The 21,822-nt window shown below is 64.6% G+C and carries 20 protein-coding genes; 8 read left to right on the top strand and 12 right to left on the bottom strand.

Annotated features, from left to right (window positions below; genetic code table 11):
- Nucleotides 1-59: 59 nt before the first annotated feature.
- From CLAM6_RS12665 to CLAM6_RS12690, 6 genes are all read right to left on the bottom strand, one after another.
- Complete coding sequence (locus CLAM6_RS12665) at nucleotides 60-473, bottom strand: rhodanese-like domain-containing protein (RefSeq protein ID WP_054555501.1); 414 nt, start codon at nucleotides 471-473, stop codon at nucleotides 60-62.
- Between the two features lie 63 nt (nucleotides 474-536).
- Nucleotides 537-1,451, bottom strand: coding sequence for a 3-hydroxyisobutyrate dehydrogenase (gene mmsB, locus CLAM6_RS12670; protein ID WP_153636291.1), 915 nt, complete (start codon nucleotides 1,449-1,451; stop codon nucleotides 537-539).
- Nucleotides 1,452-1,536: 85 nt separating this feature from the next.
- Entirely contained in the window at nucleotides 1,537-2,721 is a 1,185-nt protein-coding gene (locus CLAM6_RS12675; protein WP_153636292.1) for an enoyl-CoA hydratase/isomerase family protein, read from the bottom strand.
- Complete coding sequence (locus tag CLAM6_RS12680) at nucleotides 2,718-3,536, bottom strand: enoyl-CoA hydratase (RefSeq protein ID WP_054555504.1); 819 nt, start codon at nucleotides 3,534-3,536, stop codon at nucleotides 2,718-2,720. Before CLAM6_RS12680 ends, CLAM6_RS12675 begins: the two co-directional genes overlap by 4 nt.
- Before the next feature lie 53 nt (nucleotides 3,537-3,589).
- Nucleotides 3,590-4,756: an acyl-CoA dehydrogenase family protein gene (locus CLAM6_RS12685; RefSeq protein WP_043331325.1), complete on the bottom strand. Its 1,167-nt coding sequence runs from the start codon at nucleotides 4,754-4,756 to the stop codon at nucleotides 3,590-3,592.
- Between the two features lie 105 nt (nucleotides 4,757-4,861).
- Nucleotides 4,862-6,457, bottom strand: coding sequence for a CoA-acylating methylmalonate-semialdehyde dehydrogenase (locus tag CLAM6_RS12690; protein WP_153636293.1), 1,596 nt, complete (start codon nucleotides 6,455-6,457; stop codon nucleotides 4,862-4,864).
- A 401-nt stretch (nucleotides 6,458-6,858) separates the two neighbouring features.
- Here CLAM6_RS12690 and CLAM6_RS12695 point away from each other — a divergent pair, with 401 nt between their 5' ends.
- From CLAM6_RS12695 to CLAM6_RS12705, 3 genes are all read left to right on the top strand, one after another.
- Entirely contained in the window at nucleotides 6,859-7,293 is a 435-nt protein-coding gene (locus tag CLAM6_RS12695) for a MerR family transcriptional regulator (RefSeq protein WP_441303527.1), read from the top strand.
- A gap of 364 nt (nucleotides 7,294-7,657) precedes the next feature.
- Nucleotides 7,658-9,355, top strand: a complete 1,698-nt coding sequence (locus CLAM6_RS12700) for an AMP-binding protein (protein WP_153636944.1) — start codon at nucleotides 7,658-7,660, stop codon at nucleotides 9,353-9,355.
- The gene (locus tag CLAM6_RS12705; protein WP_153636294.1) at nucleotides 9,352-10,347 is read left to right on the top strand and encodes an SAM-dependent methyltransferase; all 996 of its coding nucleotides are present in this window, start codon (nucleotides 9,352-9,354) and stop codon (nucleotides 10,345-10,347) included. Before CLAM6_RS12700 ends, CLAM6_RS12705 begins: the two co-directional genes overlap by 4 nt.
- Nucleotides 10,348-10,802: 455 nt before the next feature.
- On the opposite strand, the gene CLAM6_RS12710 is transcribed toward CLAM6_RS12705, so the two are convergent.
- Genes CLAM6_RS12710 through CLAM6_RS12720 form a run of 3 tightly spaced genes read right to left on the bottom strand, consistent with a single transcriptional unit; the run spans nucleotide 10,803 to nucleotide 13,275 of the window.
- Nucleotides 10,803-11,765 carry a biotin-dependent carboxyltransferase family protein gene (locus CLAM6_RS12710; RefSeq protein ID WP_153636295.1) on the bottom strand — a complete coding sequence of 321 codons (963 nt, stop codon included), beginning with the start codon at nucleotides 11,763-11,765 and terminating at the stop codon, nucleotides 10,803-10,805.
- Entirely contained in the window at nucleotides 11,762-12,508 is a 747-nt protein-coding gene (locus CLAM6_RS12715; protein WP_153636296.1) for a 5-oxoprolinase subunit B family protein, read from the bottom strand. The genes CLAM6_RS12710 and CLAM6_RS12715 overlap by 4 nt, the downstream gene beginning before the upstream one ends.
- The gene (locus CLAM6_RS12720) at nucleotides 12,508-13,275 is read right to left on the bottom strand and encodes a 5-oxoprolinase subunit PxpA (RefSeq protein WP_153636297.1); all 768 of its coding nucleotides are present in this window, start codon (nucleotides 13,273-13,275) and stop codon (nucleotides 12,508-12,510) included. Before CLAM6_RS12720 ends, CLAM6_RS12715 begins: the two co-directional genes overlap by 1 nt.
- Before the next feature lie 282 nt (nucleotides 13,276-13,557).
- On the opposite strand from CLAM6_RS12720, the gene CLAM6_RS12725 reads away from it, so the two are divergent.
- The 5 genes from CLAM6_RS12725 to CLAM6_RS12745 all read left to right on the top strand — a co-directional run bounded on the left by CLAM6_RS12725 (nucleotide 13,558) and on the right by CLAM6_RS12745 (nucleotide 18,410).
- Nucleotides 13,558-13,998 (top strand): VOC family protein, encoded by a 441-nt coding sequence (locus tag CLAM6_RS12725; protein ID WP_054555510.1) that lies wholly within the window; start codon nucleotides 13,558-13,560, stop codon nucleotides 13,996-13,998.
- A 132-nt stretch (nucleotides 13,999-14,130) separates the two neighbouring features.
- The gene (locus CLAM6_RS12730) at nucleotides 14,131-15,042 is read left to right on the top strand and encodes a LysR family transcriptional regulator (RefSeq protein WP_153636298.1); all 912 of its coding nucleotides are present in this window, start codon (nucleotides 14,131-14,133) and stop codon (nucleotides 15,040-15,042) included.
- Nucleotides 15,043-15,266: 224 nt separating this feature from the next.
- Complete coding sequence (locus CLAM6_RS12735; protein ID WP_153636299.1) at nucleotides 15,267-16,286, top strand: TRAP transporter substrate-binding protein; 1,020 nt, start codon at nucleotides 15,267-15,269, stop codon at nucleotides 16,284-16,286.
- Between the two features lie 260 nt (nucleotides 16,287-16,546).
- Nucleotides 16,547-17,104, top strand: coding sequence for a TRAP transporter small permease (locus tag CLAM6_RS12740; RefSeq protein WP_043331335.1), 558 nt, complete (start codon nucleotides 16,547-16,549; stop codon nucleotides 17,102-17,104).
- A gap of 1 nt (nucleotide 17,105) precedes the next feature.
- On the top strand, nucleotides 17,106-18,410 hold the full coding sequence (locus CLAM6_RS12745; RefSeq protein WP_043331336.1) for a TRAP transporter large permease: 1,305 nt from the start codon (nucleotides 17,106-17,108) through the stop codon (nucleotides 18,408-18,410).
- A gap of 379 nt (nucleotides 18,411-18,789) precedes the next feature.
- Here CLAM6_RS12745 and CLAM6_RS17755 read toward each other — a convergent pair whose 3' ends face one another.
- The 3 genes from CLAM6_RS17755 to CLAM6_RS12755 form a co-directional block, all read right to left on the bottom strand.
- Nucleotides 18,790-18,963, bottom strand: coding sequence for a hypothetical protein (locus tag CLAM6_RS17755; protein ID WP_165873989.1), 174 nt, complete (start codon nucleotides 18,961-18,963; stop codon nucleotides 18,790-18,792).
- Nucleotides 18,964-19,201: 238 nt separating this feature from the next.
- Nucleotides 19,202-20,779, bottom strand: a complete 1,578-nt coding sequence (locus tag CLAM6_RS12750) for a glycine betaine ABC transporter substrate-binding protein (RefSeq protein ID WP_206752248.1) — start codon at nucleotides 20,777-20,779, stop codon at nucleotides 19,202-19,204.
- Nucleotides 20,776-21,516: an ATP-binding cassette domain-containing protein gene (locus tag CLAM6_RS12755; protein ID WP_153636301.1), complete on the bottom strand. Its 741-nt coding sequence runs from the start codon at nucleotides 21,514-21,516 to the stop codon at nucleotides 20,776-20,778. Before CLAM6_RS12755 ends, CLAM6_RS12750 begins: the two co-directional genes overlap by 4 nt.
- Nucleotides 21,517-21,822: the final 306 nt, after the last annotated feature.

Here is a 21,822-nt window from a genome sequence, read left to right on the forward strand (position 1 = left end):
AGCATCAGCGTGTCAGGTGAGGGGCAACGCCGGATCGCGCCGAGCCTCCCCGCGCTGTATCAGTTGCCCTGCATGAAGGGCGAGACGACCTCTCCGCCCGCCTCACGCCAGGCCGCGAAGCCGCCCCCCAGATGGGCCACCGGCCCGAAGCCCATGTCCTTGAGCGACTTGGTGGCCAGCGCCGAGCGCAGCCCACCGGCGCAGAACAGCACATAGCGCCCTTCGCGTGCGAAGTCGGCGCGGTGATAGGGCGAGGCCGGGTCGACCCAGAACTCCAGCATGCCGCGCGGCGCGTGGATGGCGCCGGGGATGCGCCCTTCGCGCTCCAGCTCACGCACATCGCGGATGTCCACCAGCGTCAGCGGCGTGCCGCCGGTGCGGGCCTCTTCCAGCGCCTCGCGCAGCTCGCGGGGCGACAGGGTCTCGATCTCCGTCTCGGCGGCGGCCACCAGCTCACTGACCGGTCGAATCATGGGGTGCTCCTTGCAGATGATGTTGTCCTCGGGGTGCATGTCAGCGGCTGACTGCGTGACAGCTCACGCATCCGCCTCGCCACAGCGATAGAAGCGCTGGATGCTCGAGAAATCGAGACGCCCTGCGCCCTGGGCGGCATGCTGGACGAACAGATTACGCGCCTGGGAGCCCATTGGCACCGCCGATTTCGAGCCCAGCGCCATCTCCCAGGCAAGGCCAAGATCCTTGGTCATCAGATCGACCAGGAAACCGCCCTGATAATCATTGGAGGCCGGCGCGGCTTCCATCACGCCGGGCCAGGGATTGTAGACGTTGAGCGCCCAGTTGCCGCCGGATGACTGCTTCATCACCTCCGAGAGCACGGCCGGGTCCAGTCCGTTCTTGACCCCCAGCGCCAGCGCCTCGGCGGTGCCGCTCATCAGGATGCCCAGCAGCATGTTGTTGCAGATCTTGGCGACCTGACCGCTGCCGGCCGGGCCTGCATGGAACAGATTCTTGCCCATCACTTCCAGCAGCGGCACGGCACGCGCATAGCCGTCGGCCTCGCCGCCGACGATGAAGCTCAGCGTGCCGGCACGCGCACCACCGACCCCGCCGGACACAGGGGCATCCATGAAGGTGATGCCACGCTCGGCGGCGTGACGCGCGACCAGACGGGCGTCATCCGGCGCGATGGTCGAGGCGTCGATCACCAGCACCGAGGGGTCGAGCGTGGCCAGGAGGCCACCCGCACCGTCTTCCTTGTCACCCAGATAGAGCTTTCGCACGTGCTGACCGGCCGGCAGCATGCTGATCAACACCTCGACACCCTCGACGACCTCTCCGGGAGATGCCGCGCGGGTGGCGCCCGCCTCGACCAGTTCGTTCATGGCCGACTCGACCAGATCGAAGACCCTTACCGCATGGCCAGCCTTGACCAGATTGAGCGCCATGGGCCCGCCCATGTTGCCGAGTCCGATGAAACCGATGGATGTCATGGCAATGCTTCCTTGTGAACAGATTCTTGTTGTCATTGGCGTCCGGCGGCAAGTCTGCGCCTGCCGCCTGTACTGAAAAGCGCGCTCAGAGGTCCATCAGCGGATGCTCATCCTCTTCCCACAGCGGCGCGAAGAAGCCGTCGATGTATTCCTCGGAGACCTGGGCGATCGAGGCATAGGCCCACTGCGGCTGCTTGTCCTTGTCGATCAGCAGGGCGCGCACCCCTTCGGCAAGCTCGGTGCCCATGCAGCAGCGCACCGACAGGGTCAGCTCGTCGCGGAACGCCTCCGCCAGCGAGGAGTGGCGATGGCGTGCCAGCATGCGAAATACCAGATGCGGTGAACTGGGGCAGCCGGCCAGCAGGCGCTCGCGATTGGCGTTCAACCACGCATTGCAGTCACTGCGTGCCTGGGGGTCATCGATGATTCGCTGGCAGGCCTTCAGCACTTCGCGCCCGGCGACCAGCTGCTGAAGGTGATCGAAGAGCGGCAGCACCTGCCCCGGCGGTGCCAGCTCACGACGCTCGAACTCGCTCAGCACCTGGCTCAGATGACGCGACGGGTGACGGCCGAATTCACCCTCGCACAACGCCTGCTTGAGCGCCTCGCGCTGCTCATCGGGAATCAGGCGTGTCGCAAGGCCAAGATCCAGCGCATCGCGGGCATTCAGCTGCGCACCGGTCGCGCCGAGATATTCTCCGATGCCACGCGGCAGTCGATTGAGCAGCCAGCTGGCACCGACATCCGGGTACAGACCGATGCTGACTTCCGGCATCGCCAGTCGTGAACTCTCGGTGACCACGCGCTCACAGCCGCCGGCGAACAGCCCCATGCCGCCGCCCATCACGATGCCGCCGCCCCACACCAGCAGCGGCTTGGGGAAGGTATGCAGGCGGTGATCGAGCCGGTATTCGGCGGTGAAGTAGCGGGTGGCGAAGAAATCATCCAGTGCCTCGAGGGGGTCTGCGCCTTCGCTCGCAGGCGCCGTGGTCATCGCCTGATAGAGCGCCACGATATCGCCACCGGCACACAGCGCACGCTCGCCGGCGCCTTCCAGCCACACCATGGCGATGCTGCTGTCCAGCTCCCAGGCATCCAGCTGTGCCTCGATGCGCTCGATCATGGCCAGCGACAGCGCATTCAGCGAACGCGGCGCGTTCAGGCGCATGATTCCCAACTGCTTGCCGTCACGGGCGCTACGCGTCTCGAACACCACGGGCGCCTCGACATCGGTCGCGGCCTTGGCGGTGACACCTTCTATCTGGCTCATGAGCGCCCTCCTCCCTTCACCTCTTCCTGACGCGAGACCCATTGCGGGGCGCGCTTCTCGAGGAAGGCGCTCACGCCTTCCTTCTGGTTGGGGTCATCGAACAGCTCGACGAACAGCTCGCGCTCCATGCGCAGGCCATCGCTCATGCCGCGATGGCGCGACGACATGATCAACGCCTTGCAGCGTGCCACGGCGCTCGGGCTCTGGTTGGCGACGCTCTCGGCGATCGCCAGCGCGCGCTCGAAGCTCTGGCCGGTCTCGACCACCTCTTCCGCCAGCCCGATGCGACCGGCGGTCTCGGCATCCACCTGTTCACCACACAGGATCATGCGCTTGGCCCAGCCTTCGCCGACCAGCCACGGCAGGTGCTGGGTGCCGCCCGCACAAGGCAATAGCCCCACCTTGGCCTCCGGCAGTGCCAACCTGGCCTGCCGCTCGACGATACGCATGTCACAGGCCAGCGCGCACTCGAGCCCGCCGCCCATCGCGTAGCCATTGACGGCGGCGATCGTCACGCCCGGGAAATTGGCCAGCCGCTCGAAGGCCAGCCCGAAGCGACGCGCCATGGTGGCGGCGACGCCCTTGTCACCATCGGCGAAGGTCTTGAGGTCGGCGCCGGCGGAGAAGAACTTGTCGCCCTCACCGGTGATCACCACCGCACTCACGCTGCCATCGCCCTCCAGCTCGTCGAGCAGCTGCTCCAGCTCGATCAAGGACGCTTCCGTCCAGGTGTTGGCCGGCGGGTTGTTGATGGTGACCCGGGCGATATGACGATCCTTCTCGAGAACGAGGCATGGCCCTTGACTGGATGACATCATGTAACTCCCTGAAAGATGGTAACCAATGACGAATTGAAGTGGAGGCAGCGTTACGCCAGCGACTCGATCATGCCCGGCGTCAGAAGACGGCGCGCGATGATCAGACGCATGATCTCGTTGGTGCCTTCCAGAATCTGGTGCACACGGGTGTCACGCACCAGCCGCTCCAACGGGTACTCGCGGATATAACCGTAGCCGCCATGCAGCTGAAGTGCCTGATTGCAGACCTCGAAGCCCATGTCGGTGGCGAAGCGCTTGGCCATCGCACAGTGGGCGCTGGCCTCGGCGTCGCCCTCATCGAGCTTGAAGGCCGCCAGCCGCACCAGGGTGCGCGCCGCGGTCAGCTCAGTGGCCATGTCGGCCAGCTTGAACTGCAGGGCCTGGAACTGGGCCAGCTCACGTCCGAACTGCTTGCGCTCGCCGAGATAATCCCGCGACAGCTCCAGCGCCTTCTGGGCCGCACCCAGTGAGCAGGTGGCGATGTTGATGCGACCGCCATCCAACGCCTTCATCGCGAAGCGGAAGCCCTCGCCCTCCTCGCCCAGACGATTGGCCGCCGCAACCCGCACGCGATCGAAACTCACCAGCCGGGTCGGCTGGCTGTTCCAGCCCATCTTGTCTTCCTTCTTGCCGTAGCTGATGCCCTCGGCGTCGGCCGGCACCACGAAGGCCGAGATACCCGCCGCGCCGCTGTCCGGCTCGCCGGTGCGCGCCATCACCACCAGCACGTCCGTGGCGCCGGCACCGGAGATGAACATCTTGGAGCCACTCAGATAGTAGTCATCGCCCTCGCGCTCGGCGCGGGTGCGCAGGCTGGCGGCGTCACTGCCGCTGCCCGGCTCGGTCAGGCAGTAGGAGCCGAGCTTGTCGCCTGCCACCATCGCCGGCACCCACTGCTCGCGGCAGCTGTCCGTGGCGAAACTGGCGATCATCCAGCCCACCATGTTGTGGATGGTGATGTAGGCGGTGGTCGAGATGCAGCCGGTCGCCAGCTGCTCGAGAATGATGGAGCTGTCGAGGCGTGGCAGGCCAAGGCCGCCGTGCTCCTCGGGGACGTAAAGCCCCATGAAGCCGGCCTCGCCTGCCTTGCGAAGTGTCTCGATGGGGAAGTGGGCCGTGGCGTCCCACTCGGCGGCATGCGGGGCAAGCTCGGCATCCGCGAAGGCACGCGCCCCCTCCTGGAGGGCACGCTGGTCATCGGTCAGCGAAAAGTTCATGCAGCTGCCTCCTGTTGTCCTTGTTCTGTCGGCCCGGGTCTATCGCCCGGGCCTGTCCAAGCGGCTCAGCGCATCTGAGGAGCCATCAGCGCATTTGAAGAGCCATCAGCGCATCTGGATCGAGAAGTTGGGCTGATTGCCCTCGGCCGGCGCATCGTCGAACCAGCGCGCCGTCACCGTCTTGGTCTCGGTATAGAAGCGCACCGCCTGCTTGCCATAGGCATGCAGATCACCGAAGAAGCTGCCGCGCCAGCCGGTGAAGGAGAAGAACGGCAGCGGCACCGGAATCGGCACGTTGATGCCGACCTGACCGACCGCGATCTCGTTCTGGAAGCGCCGTGCCGCGCCGCCGGAGCGCGTGAAGATGGAGGTGCCGTTGCCGTAGGGGTTGTTGTTGATCAGCTCGATGGCCTCGGACAGATCCGCCGCCTCCATGCAGCACAGCACTGGCCCGAAGATTTCCTCGCGATAGAGCACCATCTCCGGCGTCACCCTGGAGAACAGACACGGCCCCAGCCAGTTGCCATCGGGATAGCCCGCCACCGAGACGCCGCGACCATCCAGCAGCAGCTCGGCACCTTCCTGCTCGCCCTGCTGGATCCAGCCAGTCACGCGCTCCAGCGCCTGCGGCGAGATCAGCGGCCCGTAGCTGGCGTCCTTGTCATCCCAGGCGCCCGGGCGCACCTCGGCCAGCGCATCACGCACCCGCTCGATCAAGGCCTTCGAATCACCGACGAAGACCGCCACCGAGATCGCCATGCAACGCTGACCCGCCGCGCCGACACTGGCACCGACCAGCGCGTTGACGACCTGGTCCGCCGGAGCATCCGGCATGATCACCATGTGATTCTTGGCGCCGGCGAAGCACTGGGCGCGCTTGAGGTTGTCGGTGGCGGTGCGATAGATGTGCTGACCCACCGGTACCGAGCCGACGAAGCTGACGGTGCGCGGAATCTCGTGGGCGAGCAGGTGATTGACCTGATCGCGCCCGCCCTGCACCACGGTCAGGATGCCCTCGGGGGCACCTGCTTCCATGAACAGCTCCGCCAGGCGCAGCGTGGTCAGCGGCACCTGCTCGGACGGCTTGAGCACGAAGGCATTGCCACAGGCGATGGACAGCGGGAACATCCACAGCGGTATCATGGCGGGGAAGTTGAACGGCGTGATTCCCAGGCAGACCCCCAGCGACTGGGTCACGGAATAGCTGTCGATGCCGGTGGCGACGTTCTCCACAGTCTCGCCCATCAGCAGACTCGGAATGTTGGCGGCGTGCTCGACCACCTCGATGCCGCGCCACACATCGCCCTTGGCGTCCTCGAAGGTCTTGCCCAGCTCGTGGGAGATGATCTCGGCCAGCTCGTCATGATGCTGCTTGAGCAGATGCTGATAGCTGAGCATCAGGCGGGCACGGGTCGGCACCGGCGTATTGCGCCAGCGCTGGAAGGCCTGCTCGGCGTGGTCCAGCGCTTCATCCAGCTCACTCAGCGGTGACAGGGGCACGCGGGCGATCTCGCCGTTGGTGGCCGGGTTGGTGACGCTCAGGTGCTGATCGGCGCGACTTTCGACAAACTGACCATTGATCAGCTGAGGCAACACCAGCGGCGCGCTGTCACCGGCGACCACGGCGCGCAGGCGTGACAGCAGATCCAGTGAACCGGTAGAGGGCGCGGCAGTAGAGGGCGTGAGAGACGTCGAAGACATGGCGTGGCATTCCTGTGGCTGTTGTTATTGGGAGGAAGACAGTGTGTCAACAGAGCCGAAGTCGTCAGGCGAGCCGCCTTGCAGAGCTTAAGACGTTCTGCAGAACCAGGCCGTCCTGCAGAAAACGGCAAGCCGAGACTGTGATCTGATTCAACCTAGCATCTGCTTGGTTGGCTGCAAATACTATTACCCTTTACGTTAACGTAAACAATGCTAGTCTGTAGAAAATTCACGGCCAGACGCCGCTGGCACCCACTGCGCCAAGGAGCATTCCCCTCTCCTTGGCGCGCACAGCATCCGGAGCGGCAGCGCCCATGACAGATACGATGATGACCCCAAGTCCTGACCCCAAATCCCGGGCAACGCCTGATGGCACGACGCACGATACCGGCGTGGAGTCCCTGCTGAGCACCACCAGCACCAGCGACGCCATCCGTCCGACCCAGTGCACCTGGAGCATCGGCGAGCTGGCACGCCATTTCGACGTGACCACGCGCACCATCCGCTTCTACGAGCAGGAAGGTCTGCTGCACCCGGAGCGGCGCGGTCAGACGCGCGTCTATCGCGACAAGGACCGCGTGCGTCTCAAGCTGACCCTGCGCGGCAAGCGACTGGGCTTCTCGCTGGCCGAGATTCGTGAAGTGGTCGACCTCTACGACGCCGCCGACGGCGGTGGCGAGAAGCAGCTCACCCGCCTGCTTGGCATCCTGAGCGAAAAGCGTGAGGGCCTTGAGCGACAGCTGCGCGATCTCACCGCCATGCAGCGCGAGCTGGATGACGTCGAGACACGTGCCCGCGAAGCCCTCGCCCGCCTGGCCGGCGACAGCGAGAGCTGATTGGAATCAACAACGCCAGAACCCACTCGCGCCAGCAGCAGCTATATAACTGCCGGCTACACAAGTGACAGCGACTAGACTGACTGTAGATAACTGTCTGTCGAAAACTGACCAGCGCCTCGCGAGTGCGGGCGACAGCAGACTGCCGGAGAGCAGCGCGTCGCCCGCTGATCACGCGACTCATGACAAGACGACAGCACGACCAGACGACAAAAACGAAAAGAACGAAAAGAACGACAACACTGCGTCACCGCCTCCCTGAGGCGGCTCCCCCTGACAAGCCTTGCCTCACCAATAACAACCAAGGACACAGGAAAGCACCATGTCACAGGACGCCATCGCCACACGCCAGCCTGCCAGCGAAATGGCACACGCAAGCCAATCAGCCAGCTATCTCAGCGCTACCTCCGACACGCCACTGATGGGAGAAACCATCGGGGATTGCCTCGACCGCATCTGCGCGCGCTGGCCCGAGCGCGATGCCCTGATCAGTCGCCATCAGGGACTGCGCTACACCTGGGCCGAACTGCACGCAGAGGTCGAGCGCGTGGCGCGCGGCCTGCTGGCGATGGGCATCGAGCGTGGCGACCGCGTCGGCATCTGGGCGCCCAATCGCGCCGAATGGACGCTGATCCAGTACGCCACCGCCAAGATCGGCGTGGTGCTGGTCAATCTCAACCCGAGTTACCGCGGCCATGAACTGGCCTACGCCCTCAAGCAATCCGGCGCGGCGACGCTGATCTTCCAGTCCCGCTTCAAGGCGTCCGACTATGTGGCGATCCTCGAGGAGCTGTTCCCTGAGGCCAGGGAGGCTCGCGGCCGTGATGGCATTCACAATGGCGCGCTGCCGGACCTCAGGCGCCTGATCTGCTTCGAGGCCGAGGATGCCCTGCCCGGCATGCTCAACTGGCAGGATGTGCTCAGCGGTGCCGATAGCGTCCCCGTCGAGACACTCGGCGAGCTGCAGGCCAGTCTGACCTTCGATGACCCGATCAACATCCAGTACACCTCCGGCACCACCGGCGCCCCCAAGGGCGCGACCCTCTCGCATCACAACATCCTCAACAACGGCTTCTTCGTCGCCGAGCGCATGAATCTCAGCGAGCACGACAAGCTGGTGATGCCGGTGCCGCTCTATCACTGCTTCGGCATGGTGATGGGCAATCTGGGCTGCCTGACCCACGGCGCCGCCATCGTCTATCCGGAAGCGGGCTTCGATCCGCTGGCCACCCTGCAGGCGGTCAGCGAGGAGAGCGCCACCGCGATGTTCGGCGTGCCGACGATGTTCATCGCCGAGCTCGAACACCCGCGCTTCGCCGAATTCGACCTCACCAGCCTGCGCACCGGTACCATGGCCGGCTCCATCTGCCCCATCGAGGTGATGCGCCAGGTCATCGAGCGCATGCACATGCGCGAGGTCACCATTGCCTACGGCATGACCGAGACCAGTCCGGTCAGCCTGCAGACCACGCGTGAGGCGCCGCTGGACAAGCGTGTCTCCACCGTCGGCACCCTGCACCCGCATCTGGAGCTCAAGATCATCGACCCTGACAGCGGGCGCGTGGTGCCAGTCGGCGAGAAGGGCGAGCTGTGCACGCGGGGCTACAGCGTGATGCTGGGCTACTGGAACAACCCGGAGGCCACCGCCAAGGCCATCGATGCCGGCCGCTGGATGCATACCGGCGACCTCGCTACGCTGGATGAAGACGGCTACGTGACGATCGTGGGACGTATCAAGGACATGATCATCCGCGGTGGCGAGAACATCTATCCGCGCGAGATCGAGGACTTCCTCTATACCCACACTGCGGTGTCGGACGTGCAGGTGATCGGCGTGCCCGATGAGCGGTATGGCGAGGAAGTGATGGCATGGGTCAAGCTCAAGGAAGGCGAGCAGCTCGATGAACCGGCGCTCAAGGCGTTCTGCCAGGGACGTATCGCTCACTTCAAGGTGCCGCGCTACATCAAGTTCGTGGAGGAATTCCCGATGACCGTGACCGGCAAGATCCAGAAGTTCAAGATGCGCGAGGCCGCGACGCAAGAACTGGGCCTGGCCAGGTGAGCACCTCACGTGAGGAGGAGGATGACGCCCCCGCCACACGCCACCTGAGCAGCGCTCGTCAGCAGGTCGCCCACTATGCGGCGAGTCACCATCATGCGGCCCTCGACGAGGCGCTCGAGACGCTGATCGATGCCCACCCGAGCGGCGCACTGCCGATCATGGCACTGGCCGGGCTGGACCAACTGCATCTGGGTGGCGTGACAGGCACCCGCGAGCTGCTGGCCCTCGCCCGGCTGGAACCCCAGTCGCGGGGACTGGCGATGCTCGAACTCGGCGCCGGCCTCGGCGGGCTGGCACGGCATATTGCCAGCCAGTCGCGTGACACCGGCGCGGACCACCACATCACCACGCTGGATCTCTCGAGCAGCCTCTGCGAGCTGGCGATCGCCCTCAACCGGGCCACCGGACTGCGCGAGTCGATTCGCGTGCTGGAGGGCGACGCCTGCTACCCCGAGCTGCATCCGGCACTGTCGGGCCGCCGCTTTGATCGCCTCTTCAGCCAGCACCTGCTGGTGCATCTGAGCGACAAGGTCAGCACGCTCACCCAGTGGCATGACTGTCTCGAGCAGGATGGCTATCTCCTGCTGCACGAGCCGGTGCTCAGCGTGCAGGCGCAGGCGTTTGGCGAGCGCCCTGCCCTGCCACTCCCCTGGGCGCTGTCACCGCGTGGCGATCAGCTGGCCAGTTGCGAGGAGTTGCATGAGGCGATGGCCAGCAGTGGCTTCGAGGTCGATGCCCATGTCGAACTGACTGATCAGGTGCTGAGCTGGCAGGCGCGGCGTATGCGCGAGAGCACCAGCGAGCAGCCCGGTGCCTACCGTGATGATGCGCCTGCGCCCTCGCCGGCCATGCTGGCCGCCCGCGGCCTGACGCCGGAACTGGTGTTCGGCCCGGCCTTTTCCCAGATGCAACGCAACCTGATGCTGGCCCTGGAAGCCGGCTGGCTGGAGGTTCACCTGTGGCGCCTGCGCAAGCGTCCTGCTCGGCAGTGAAGGGCGCGATGAATCAGTAGAACTCACCGCAGGGATGCGGCGAGGAAAAAATTAGGAAACAGCGCTCGCAAATGACTGGCATCCGCCTGCCTCAACCGTTATTCTTGCCAGTACAGTCCCGTTCGGGGGATAAGCCGTTCGTTACCCGTCAGCATGTGAGGGTAATGTGCCCGACATGATGACCGCATTGCTTCGTGTTTCATCGATACCCACGAGTCAGTGCAACGTTTCCCGATGCTCGCGCAACGTTTCTCCGGGAATCTGTTCATCAAGGGCGTGATCTGATCAATCACTCCCAACAGCATCAAAGATTCCCTCACGGGAAAACCGAAAGGGCCTCCACTTGGAGGCCCTTTTTTTTGTCTGCACGCTTCGATCCAGTCGCTCAGGTCTGCACGTTCAGATCTAGACGCTCTGGCCTGCAGGCGTCGAGCTGAAAGCTCCGCTGCGGCGCATCACGACTGCCAGCCGGCCAGCACCTCGAGGTGATCACGACGCGCCTGACCCGGCGTCACGGCCGCCAGTCGCACCCGGGTGCCCGGCACACATTGCCCGAGCTGTGCACAGGCCAGTGGCGTCAGCGCGCCAAGGCGCGGGTAGCCGCCGATGGTCTGGCGATCATTGAGCAATACGATGGGCTGGCCATCGGCCGGCACCTGCACGGCGCCCAGCGGAATGCCCTCGGACACCATGCCCGCTCCTTCACGCTCGAGACGCGGGCCGGTCAGGCGCACGCCCATGCGATCGGCGCGCCCATCCACCGCCCATTCGCTGTTGAAGGCGCGATAGAGGCTGTCGCCACTGAACTCGGCGATCTGCGCCCCCACGACCAGCGGCAACTCCAGCGCCTCGCCTTCCCTGGCGGCCAGCGACTGCTGCCATGCCTGTGCCGAGGCCGGCAGCTCGCGCAGCGACAGCTCATTGCTGGCAGCCGTCAGCACATCACCGCTGGCCAGTGCCCGCCCTTCGCCATCCAGCCCGCCGAGGCCGTCGCGCACCGTGCTGGCGGCACTGCCCAGCACCGGGGCGACATCCAGGCCACCGGGGAAGGCCAGATAGGCGCGCAGGCCAGCAACGGGACGCTCGAACTTGAGCTGCTGCCCGCTGGTCACCTCGAAGGCCTGACCGGGCGCGAGCGCCTCGCCGTCGAGAGTTGCGGCCAGGTCCGCGCCGCACAGCGCCAGGGTGCCGGCCTGTTCGACCTTGAGCAGCAAGCCGCCGCCCATGGTGATCTCGAGTCCCGGCGCATCATGGGCGTTGCCCAGCAGCCAGTTGGCCCAGCCCAGCGACACCCAGTCCGCCGCGCCGCCCTGGGTCACGCCCAGATGACGCACGCCCAGACGGCCAGCGTCCTGCACCAGTGCCAGGGCTCCACTGCGCTCGACGCGCAGCGTCGTCTTCGTCTTCACGTCGCTCATGCGCGCTCCTCCAGCGGGGTGACATCGCCGCCCAGGCGAACGAATTCATCTCGGCTCACGGAGACAAAGCGCACGCGATCACCGGGCATGAAACGACTGGACGGTTCACCGGCCTCGTTGCGCCCGAACAGCGTGATGGGCGTACGGCCCAGAATGTTCCAGCCGCCGGGTGAACGGGACGGGTAGATGGCGGCCTGACGGTCGGCGATGCCGACGCTGCCGGGGGCGATCTTCTGGCGCGGCGTCTTGAGGCGCGGTGTGGTCAGCGCCTCTTCCAGCACGCCCATGAAGGCGAAACCGGGCGCGAAGCCGAGGGCGAACACGCAGTAGTCATGCGCCCCGTGACGCTCGATCAGCGCCTCGACGCTGATGCCCAGCCGCGCGGCGATCGGCGCCAGCTCCGGCCCGACACTGTCGTCATACCAGACGGGCACTTCATGCAGCTGGCCCTGCTGGCCACTGCCCGGCGCGAGATCCGCCAGCGCGGCCTGAATGCGGGCACGCGCCTCGCCTTCTTCCAGCGCGGCCACATCGTAGTGCAGCAGCAGCGTGGTGTAGGACGGCACCAGATCGACCAGCGCCGCGCCGAAGGCCTCACGCAGCGCACTGTCGGCGGCCAGCACCCAGGCCATGTTGGATTCCTCGATGCGATCGAACAGCCGGATGATCAGCGAGTCCATGCCGACGGTCTCGAGGCGCAGTTGCGGTGACGTGCCACGGCCGTGGCTGTCAGCCCCCGCCATCAGGCACCCGCCAACGTATCGAAGGCTTCACGGATGGCACGCACCGCGGCCACGGACTCGGCGTTGTCACCGTGCACGCACAGCGTATCGGCGGACAGCACCAGGTCACCGCCGCTGCTGTCGGTCAGTGCTTCACCACGCGCCAATGTCACGGACTGGGCGATGATCACCTCGCTGTCGTGATGCACGGCACCCGGCTCACGACGCGACACCAGGTGGCCGCGTGAGTCGTAGGCGCGGTCGGCGAAGGCCTCGAACCACAGCGTGATGCCCATCTCGTCGGCCAGCGCCTGCATCGGCGCGGGGTTGGCGGTCGCCATCACCATCAGCGGCAGGCTGGCGTCATAGCGCACCACGGCCTGCATGACGGCGCGCAGCAGCGTCGGGTCGGCGGCCATGTCGTTGTAGAGCGCGCCATGCGGCTTCACGTACTGGACGCGAGTGCCCTCGGCGCGACAGATACCATCGAGCGCGCCGATCTGGTAGAGCAGCATGTCCTCGACCTCGGCAGGCGAACACGCCATCGAGCGACGGCCGAAGCCTTGCAGGTCCGGATAGGCCGGGTGCGCACCGATGCGCACGTCATGCTTGACCGCCAGACGCACGGTGCGGCGCATGATGCTGGGGTCGGAGGCGTGGAAACCACAGGCGATATTGGCGCAGTCGACGAAGGGCATGACCTCTTCATCCAGGCCGATCTTCCAGTTGCCGAAGCTTTCGCCCATATCGCAGTTGAGCAGGGGAAGGGAGGGAGCAGAGCGGGACATAGCGGAACCTCACAGGTCAGATCTTGTGTGTTGTTATGCCTCCACTCTATGTAAGGGGCCGCCTTGGTATCCAATCGTATTTTATGATTCGTCATATCGGTGAAATCTTTCATCATCTTGCGCCATGAAAGCACCGGCCGTGTATCGCTTGCCCGACAGAGCGCGTCATGCTTCTGTCTTGGGCGAGCCGAGCGGTGATTTCAGGGCCTGTCACCCCGCCCACCGCTGGTCTGAAGTCATTCTTTGCTCAGCCGAATCCCCAACAACAACAGGAGTTTCACCATGGCCGTCAGCGACCCGTTTCACCTCGCCATCCAGGTCCGCGATATCGCCGAGGCACGCCGCTTCTATGGCGAGTTTCTGGGCTGCCCCGAGGGCCGCTCGTCCGACAGCTGGGTCGATTTCGACCTCTATGGCCACCAGTTCGTCTGCCACCTGAACCCGGCGCTGGCCGACCCGGCAAGCGCCGTCGCTCAGCACCGCAATCCGGTCGATGGCCATGGCGTGCCGGTGCCGCACTTCGGCGTGGTACTGGAGATGGACGCCTGGCAGGCACTGGCGGATCGCCTCATCGCCGAGGGCGTCACCTTCGAGATCGAGCCCCATATCCGCTTCAAGGGCGAACCCGGCGAACAGGCAACGATGTTCTTCCTCGACCCCACCGGCAATGCACTGGAATTCAAGGCCTTCAAGGACCGCGAGAGCCAGCTGTTTCGCAAATGACGTAAGCGACCCGCGCAAGCGGGAGAGCTCGCGCCCGGCCTGACGCGGGCCATGCCCCGTGATGAAAGCTGACGCCCCGCGCCGCATGCGGCAAGATGGGCGGTCTTCACGATTCATCACGGGGCATCTGCCATGTTCGACTTCAAGGAACTCGAGGCCTTCGTCTGGGTGGTCCGGCTTGGCTCGTTCCGCAAGGGCGCGACCAAGCTTCACCTGACCCAGCCCTCCATCTCGGACCGCATCAACCGCCTGGAAGCCACCGTCGGCGAATCCCTGCTGGAACGCGCCACCCGCCCCATCCAGCCCACCCTGCGCGGGCGAGAGTTCTTCGCCCACGCCGAGCGCCTGCTCAGTGGCCGCGACGAAGCCATGCGCCTGTTTCAGGAAGAAGGCGCCTTCTCAGGCACCCTGCGTCTGGGCGTGATCGAGACCATCGCCAACAGCTGGTTCCCCGCCTTCATGCGCCAGCTGGCCGAACGCTATCCCAAGCTGACGCTGGAAATGACCGTCGATATCTCGCCCTCCCTGCATCAGCGTCTGGCCGACAATGATCTCGACATGCTGTTCGCGATGGACAGCGCCGCCATGGGGCCCTACGCCACCCAGACCCCGCTGTGCACCTTCGAGATGGGCATGTTCGCCTCGCCGACCCTCGCCGGGCAGCTGGCCGAGGATGGCGAGCGCTTCGCCTCCACGCCATTCATCTCCTTCAGCAAGCAGGCGCGCCCCTATACCGAGCTGGTCAGCTATCTGTCGGAACAGGGCATCACCCAGCCCAAGGTGCACTGCACCAGCACCCTGATGACCATCCTGCGCATGAGCAGCGAAGGGCTCGGCATCGGCGTACTGCCGGTCGCCACGGTGGAAGATGTCATCAGCCACGGCGAACTGGTGCGCCTGCCACTGAAGACCCCATTGCCGCCAATGGTCTATGAAGCCATCTGGCGCAATGCCAACTATCCCGATTTCTGCGCCAGCGTGGCACGCCTCGGCCGCCAGTGTGCCGAGACCTACTCGCAGCAACACGCGCATTCCGATCCCTGACCAGGCCGCCTGCCATGCGCTGAGTCAGGGTTGATCGCGCCCTGCCCTGCATCAGATCAGCGTCAGACCAAGGTCTAACAATATCGTCAAAGGCTTTCATGCGACGACACTATGAAAGATTTCATCGATACTACGCATCAGAATTAACGATTGGACGGGATGGCCCGTCGCTTGAAGAATGAAATTGTCTGCCGACAACATTCAATAATAATGAGGAACAAGACATGCGTAAGCCCAACGATTCCCTCACTCGCAAGACCCCGACAGTCAAGTCCTTCGCCTGGCTGGCGACAGTGGGTGCCCTGGCCTTCAGTGGCTCGGCACTCGCGGCACAGTGGAACCTCGCCACTCCGTATGGCGATGCCAGCTTCCACACCAAGAACACCAAGCAGTTCGCCGAGGACGTCACCGAGGCCACCGATGGCGAGCTGACCGTGACCGTGCACAGCGGCGGTTCCCTGATCTCCCACGGCGAGATCAAGCCTTCCGTGCGTCGCGGCACCGTCCAGGCCGGTGAGATCTTCCTGTCGATTCTCTCCAACGAATCGCCGGTCTACGAGCTGGACACCCTGCCGGGCGTCGCCTCCAGCTACGAAGAAGCCTTCGCCCTCTGGCAGGCCTCCAAGCCGGACATCACCGAGCTGTTCGCCAAGGAAGGCCTGATGCCGCTGTACGCGGTCGCCTGGCCGGCCCAGGGCATCTACACCGACTTCGATCTGACCGACGTCTCCCAGCTCAAGGGGCTGCGTATCCGCGCGCCCAACATCAACACCCAGCGCTTCGTCGAGAACGTCGGCGGCAAGCCCACCGAGACCGAAGAAGCCGACATCCCCACCGCCTTCAGCACCGGCCGTGTCGACGCGATGATCACCTCCAGCTCCACCGGCAAGTCCATGTCGGCCTGGGATTACGTCAAGCACTACAACGACGCCAAGCTGTGGCTGCCGAAGAACATCGTCTTCGTCAACAAGCGTGCCTTCGATCGTCTCGACGAGAGCACCCAGCAAGCCGTGCTCGATGCCGCCAAGGCCGCCGAGACCCGCGGCTGGGAAGCCAGCAAGGCCGATGCCGACGAGAGCGCCAAGGTGCTGACCGAGAATGGCTTCACCATCAGCGAGCCTGACGCCAAGCTGGCAGAAGACCTCAAGGCCGCCGGTGACAAGCTGTTCCAGGACTGGAAGTCGCGTGCCGGTGAAGAAGGCCAGCAGCTGCTCGAGCGCTACCGCGCAGACCTGGACACCTGAGATTCGCTCGCAAGCCCGACTGCCCGGCCCTGAATGCTGGACATGCGGCCGAGCGCATCGACCGTGCACTGCCTGAGCAACGTCTGAGCATTGCCTGAGCGCTGCAGATGTCCTGACTGACCCCAGCTGCAGCGTTGCTATCCCGCCACGCGATATGCCACTCGAGACTCCGACACCTGCCGTCCGCCGGCAGGTGACCCACGGACAAGCCTGTGCGCAGCATCGCGTGGCCACCCTCACCTTCCCTGTGAGCGCCCGTCATGACCTATTTCTTCGACAGACTCTATCGCCTCGGTGCGTGGGGTGCGGCGGCCTGCATGCTGCTGATCTGCACCCTCGTCAGCCTGCAAGTCTTCCTGCGCCTGATCGACGCCATCATGGTGATGTTCGGCGCCGAGCGTCTCGGCTTCGAAATCTCCGGCGTGTCGGAAATGGCTGCCTTCCTGCTGGTCGGTGCCACCTTCCTGAGCCTCGCCTACACCTTCACGCATCACGCTCACATCCGCGTGACGCTGGTCATCAATCGCCTGCCGGCCGCCGTGCGCGTGTGGATCGAAAGCCTCGCGCTGCTGATCGCACTCGGCCTGAGCGTGTTGATCACCCATGAACTGGTACTGCTGGTCGGCGAGAGCCTCGAGTACCACGACATCTCCTCCGGCCTGCTGGCGCTGCCGCTGTGGATTCCGCAGAGCGTGCTGGTCGCCGGTACCGGCCTGCTGTGCCTGGCGATTCTCGAGACCCTGATCGCCACGCTGCGCACCGCCTTCACCGCGCCCTCAAGCTACGTGGCGCCCGAGCCCGAAGACGGAGCCGAATGACATGCTGACACTCATCCTCGTCACTCTGCTGGCCCTCGCCTTGCTGCTCGGCAGCGGCGTGTGGGTCGCCTTCTCGCTGATCGGCACCGGCTGGATCGTGCTGACCTTCTTCTCCACCTTCGAGACCGGCCCGATCCTGGCCTCCGATTTCTGGGGCGCCAGCTACGGCTGGGACCTGACCGCCCTGCCGATGTTCGTGTGGATGGGCGAGATCCTGTTCCGCTCCGGGCTGGCCGACAACATGTTCCGCGCGCTGGCACCGTGGCTCAATCGCCTGCCGGGACGCCTGCTGCACTCCAACATCATCGGCAGCGGTCTGTTCGCCGCCGTGTGCGGCTCCTCCGCCGCCACCTGTGCCACCGTCGGCAAGATGACGCTGCCGGAGCTTGAACGTCGCGGCTACGACAGCAATCTGGCCATCGGCACCCTCGCCAGCGCCTCGACCCTCGGCCTGCTGATTCCGCCGTCGATCATGATGATCGTCTATGGCGTGGTCACCGAGCAGTCCATCTCGCGTCTGTTCATCGCCGGTGTCCTGCCGGGCATGCTGCTGCTGGCCCTGTTCATGGGCTACCTGGCGATCTGGTCGAAGGTCGTCGGAGAGCCGCAGGGCCGCGCCGGCCATGACGAGCCGCACATGGGCTTCATGGCCAAGCTGCGCAACAGCGCCCAGCTGATTCCGCTGCTGGCACTGATCGGCGGCATCCTCGGCAGCATCTACGGTGGCCTGGCGTCACCCACCGAAGCGGCCGCGGTCGGCGTGGTACTGTCGCTGATCATCGCGCGCCTCAACGGCCACATGACCGCCGCCACCTTCAAGGAATCGCTGTTCGCGGCGCTGCGCACCTCGTGCATGATCGCCTTCATCATCGCCGGTGCCTCCTTCCTGTCCTCGGCGATGAGCTTCACCCAGATTCCGATGCAGCTGGCCGAAGGCATCGCTACCCTGGGTCTGTCGCCGACCATGCTGCTGGTGGTACTGACGCTGTTCCTGCTGATCCTGGGCTGCTTCCTCGACGGCATCTCGCTGATCCTGCTGGTGACCTCCATCATCATGCCGGTCATCGAAGCCGCCGGTTTCGACCTGATCTGGTTCGGTATCTACCTGATCATCGTGGTCGAGATGTCGCAGATCACCCCGCCGGTCGGCTTCAACCTGTTCGTGATCCAGAGCCTGACCGGCAAGGACATCATCACCATCACCAAGGCGACGCTGCCGTTCTTCCTGCTGATGATCTTCTCCATCGTGCTGATGCACGTCTTCCCGGAGATCGTGCTCTATCTTCCGCAGGCCATGAACAACTGATCATCTGACCCCGATGCCATGGATGGCAGCTGGTAGCGCTTCCAGACTCAGGAACCGCAGCTGTCGGCACCTCTATCGGTCGACCCTTGCCTCAAGGGCGCCGAGCGTCACGGCAGACATACGGTGACGTGCTTGCAGACCTCCCCTCGGGGAGGTCTTTTTTATGCCACCTGCTCGGCGCTCGCCGCTCGCCGCTCGCAGAGCACTGCGACTGAAAGCATCGCGACTGACAGCACCGTCCTCGCACACACGGCCTTGCCACACACAGCTCAGATCGGCACACGAACACGCACACGGAAACGAACACAAAAAAGCCGCCCCTTCCTTGCCGTGAGGCAGAAAGGGGCGGCTTTTTCGTCAACCGACAGGCGAGGCTAGATCAGGACAGGTGATCCGCCGGTGCGCTGGCCGGGGTGTCGATCATCGCGTGACCTTTGCCACCACCGCCACCGCCGTGACCACCATGGCCGTGGCCATGACCGAACAGACCACAACCGCTCAGGGCCAGAGTCGCGGCGACCAGTGCAATCGGAAACAGATTTTTGATACGCATGAATCTCTCCTTCAAAGGGGGGTAGAGGCTGCTGCAAGGCTGGGCCGTACAAGATTGCCCGGCGCTGTCTGCAAGCGCTGTCTGCAAGCCCTGTCAGCAAGCCCTTACTTTCCCCTTCACATTACTCTGATCGACGACCAACGTTAAACCTTCGCAGCAGCCTTCCTTTTTTACTGCACGCCTTGTACAAGAGTTGCGACATGATTGTCGTGTAATGTACTACGCCGTTTTTTCCGGCTCAGCGCGACTTCAAGCCCCGCATATGCGCCGGTATCACCAGGCGCTCGAACAGCTCGAACAGCAGCTCGGCGCAGATGGCCAGCAATGCCGCGGGAATCGCCCCGTAAAGCACCAGATCATAGTCATTGAGCGAAAGCCCGGTGACGATCGGCTCACCCAGACCACCAGCGCCGATGAAGGCTGCCAGCGTCGCGGTGCCGATATTGATGATGGCGGCGGTCTTGATGCCGGTGAGCAGATTGGGCGTCGCCAGCGGCAGGATGACGTGACGCAGCTGCTCGCGACGCGTCAGGCCCATGCCACGTGCCACCTTGACCAGCAGCGGGTCCACCGTCAGCAACGCGGTGATCGCCGCGCGGATGATCGGCAGCAAGGAGTAGACGAACAACGCGATCACCGCCGGTACCACCCCGATGCCGAACAGCGGAATCATCAGTGCCAGCAGCGCGATGGAGGGGATGGTCTGCAGCAGGCCGGTGACGTAGAGCACCACCCGCGAGACCTTCGGATTGCGATAGACAAGCAAGGACAGCGGCAGGCCGACCAGACACGCCAGCAGCAGCGCCGAGAGCGTCAACTGCAGGTGCTCGATCAGATTGGTACCCAGCTTGTCCCACTTGGCGCCGCTGACTTCACGCTGCTCGGTGGTGATGCCCTGTTCCTGAATGAAGCGACTGGCGACCTGAGCGAAGCTCTGCTCATCGGTGGAAACGCGGGCGTTGAGCGCCTGCATGCTGTCTTCATCGAGGCTCCCCGCCAGCTGGTTGAGCGCCGCGACGGCATCTTCCGGCAAGGCGGCATTCACGAAGGGTACCGCCAGATACTCGGGGAAGTAGCCCTTGTCATCGTCGAGCAGCACGAAGTCGAAGCGCTTGATGTCGCCCTCGGTGGAATAGGCATCGGTGGCGTCGATCTTGCTCTCGCGCAGCGCCTGATAGGCAATGCCATGCTCGATGCCACGCGGCACCTGGGAAAGCCCGTATTCCGCGGCCAGTCCCGGCCAGCCATCCGGACGCTTGATGAACTCATGCGACATCGCGACGGACAGATCCGGGTGATCGGCCATATCGCCGATGGTACTGATGCCCAGCGACTCGGCCTGATCACGGCGCATGCTGACGGCGTAGGTATTGTTGAAGCCCAGCGGCTCGAGCACGCGCAGGCCCTGCTCGCGACTCAGCTCATCGAGCTTCTCGAGCGGGGGTACGTCATCCAGCTTGAGAATGGCGTGGGCCAGGGTGCCGGTGTATTCGGGATAGACATCCAGCTCGCCTTCCGCCAGCCCCTGATAGGTGATGATGGTCTGACCCAGCCCCAGACGGCGCTCGACCGTGAAGCCGGCGTCCTCCAGCACCTGCGCGAAGATCTCGCCCAGCAGATGCCCTTCGCGGTCAGCCTTGGAGCCGACCACGATCGGCTTGTCCTCGGGCCATGTCGCGGCTTGCTCTTCCGCGCTGGCAAGCGGGCTGGACACCAGCGCTCCCAGACTGGCAAGCGCCAGACCGGCGACCATCAACGCGCCAGACAGCCTGCGGCGCGAGCGTTGCAGGACGGGAGTCGTCATCAGCGTCTTCATGCGCGTGCCTCCAGCAGTCGGGCCACGCGCTCATCCGCCGGCGCCGTGGTGATGGTGTCGGGGCTGGCGGCCTGCAGCACCACGCCGGGCGCCATCACCACCATGTGATCGGACAGGCTCAGCGCCTCGTTCATGTCGTGGGTGACCATCACCACGCTGCGCGGCTCCTCCTGCTGCATGCGCTGGAACTGGGCGTGCACCTCGATGCGCGTGATCGGGTCGACGGCCGAGAAGGCCTCATCGAGCAGCAGCAACGGTGGCTCCAGCATCATGGCGCGACACAGCCCGACGCGCTGGGCCTGACCGCCGGAAATCTCGTGGGGATAGCGGGTCAGCAGCGCCATGTCGAGATCCATCATCTGGAACAGACGCGCGATGCGTGCCTTGACGCGCTCGGCGCTCCAGCCTTCGCGGTCAGCGAGAATGGCGACGTTGTCGCGTACGCTGAGATGGGGAAAGAGGCCGATCTGCTGGACGGCATAGCCGATGCGGCGACGCATGACTGGCAGGTTGGCGTAATCGACGGCGGCGCCGAACACCTTCACCTCGCCTTCATCCGGGCGGATCAAGCCGTTGATCAGCTGCAGCAGGGTCGATTTGCCACAGCCGCTGGCACCGACCAGGGCGGTGATACGGTCACGCGGCAGTTCGAGATCAATGCCTTCAAACAGGCGCTGACCGGCAAAGCCCTTGTGCAGGCCGCTGAAGCGGACTGCCGGGGCGGTGTCATCACTCATCGAGTAGGTCCTTCTAGGCAGGTGAGCATGAGTCTGGAATGGTAAAAAGCGCTGGCGAGTCAGCGCACTTGCACACTAAAGAGTGCCGGTGACACCAGGCAGGTGACGGGAATGCTCCCCACTGACGCCCTCACGACTTCCTCAATCAACAGTGACTACAGCGTCTCAGCTTATCAAGTCACCTCGGCGATGCCGGAGCAATTTCGTTTCCTGAGCTGATTTTCTCGACTTGAGCTTCTCGACCTGGCACTCCTCTTCTCGAGTCTCCCTGCTGACCGTCTGCCGCAGGCCCTGCGACCTTGGTCA

Origin of the sequence: Cobetia sp. AM6 (assembly GCF_009617955.1) — a bacterium.
Taxonomy (GTDB): domain Bacteria; phylum Pseudomonadota; class Gammaproteobacteria; order Pseudomonadales; family Halomonadaceae; genus Cobetia; species Cobetia amphilecti.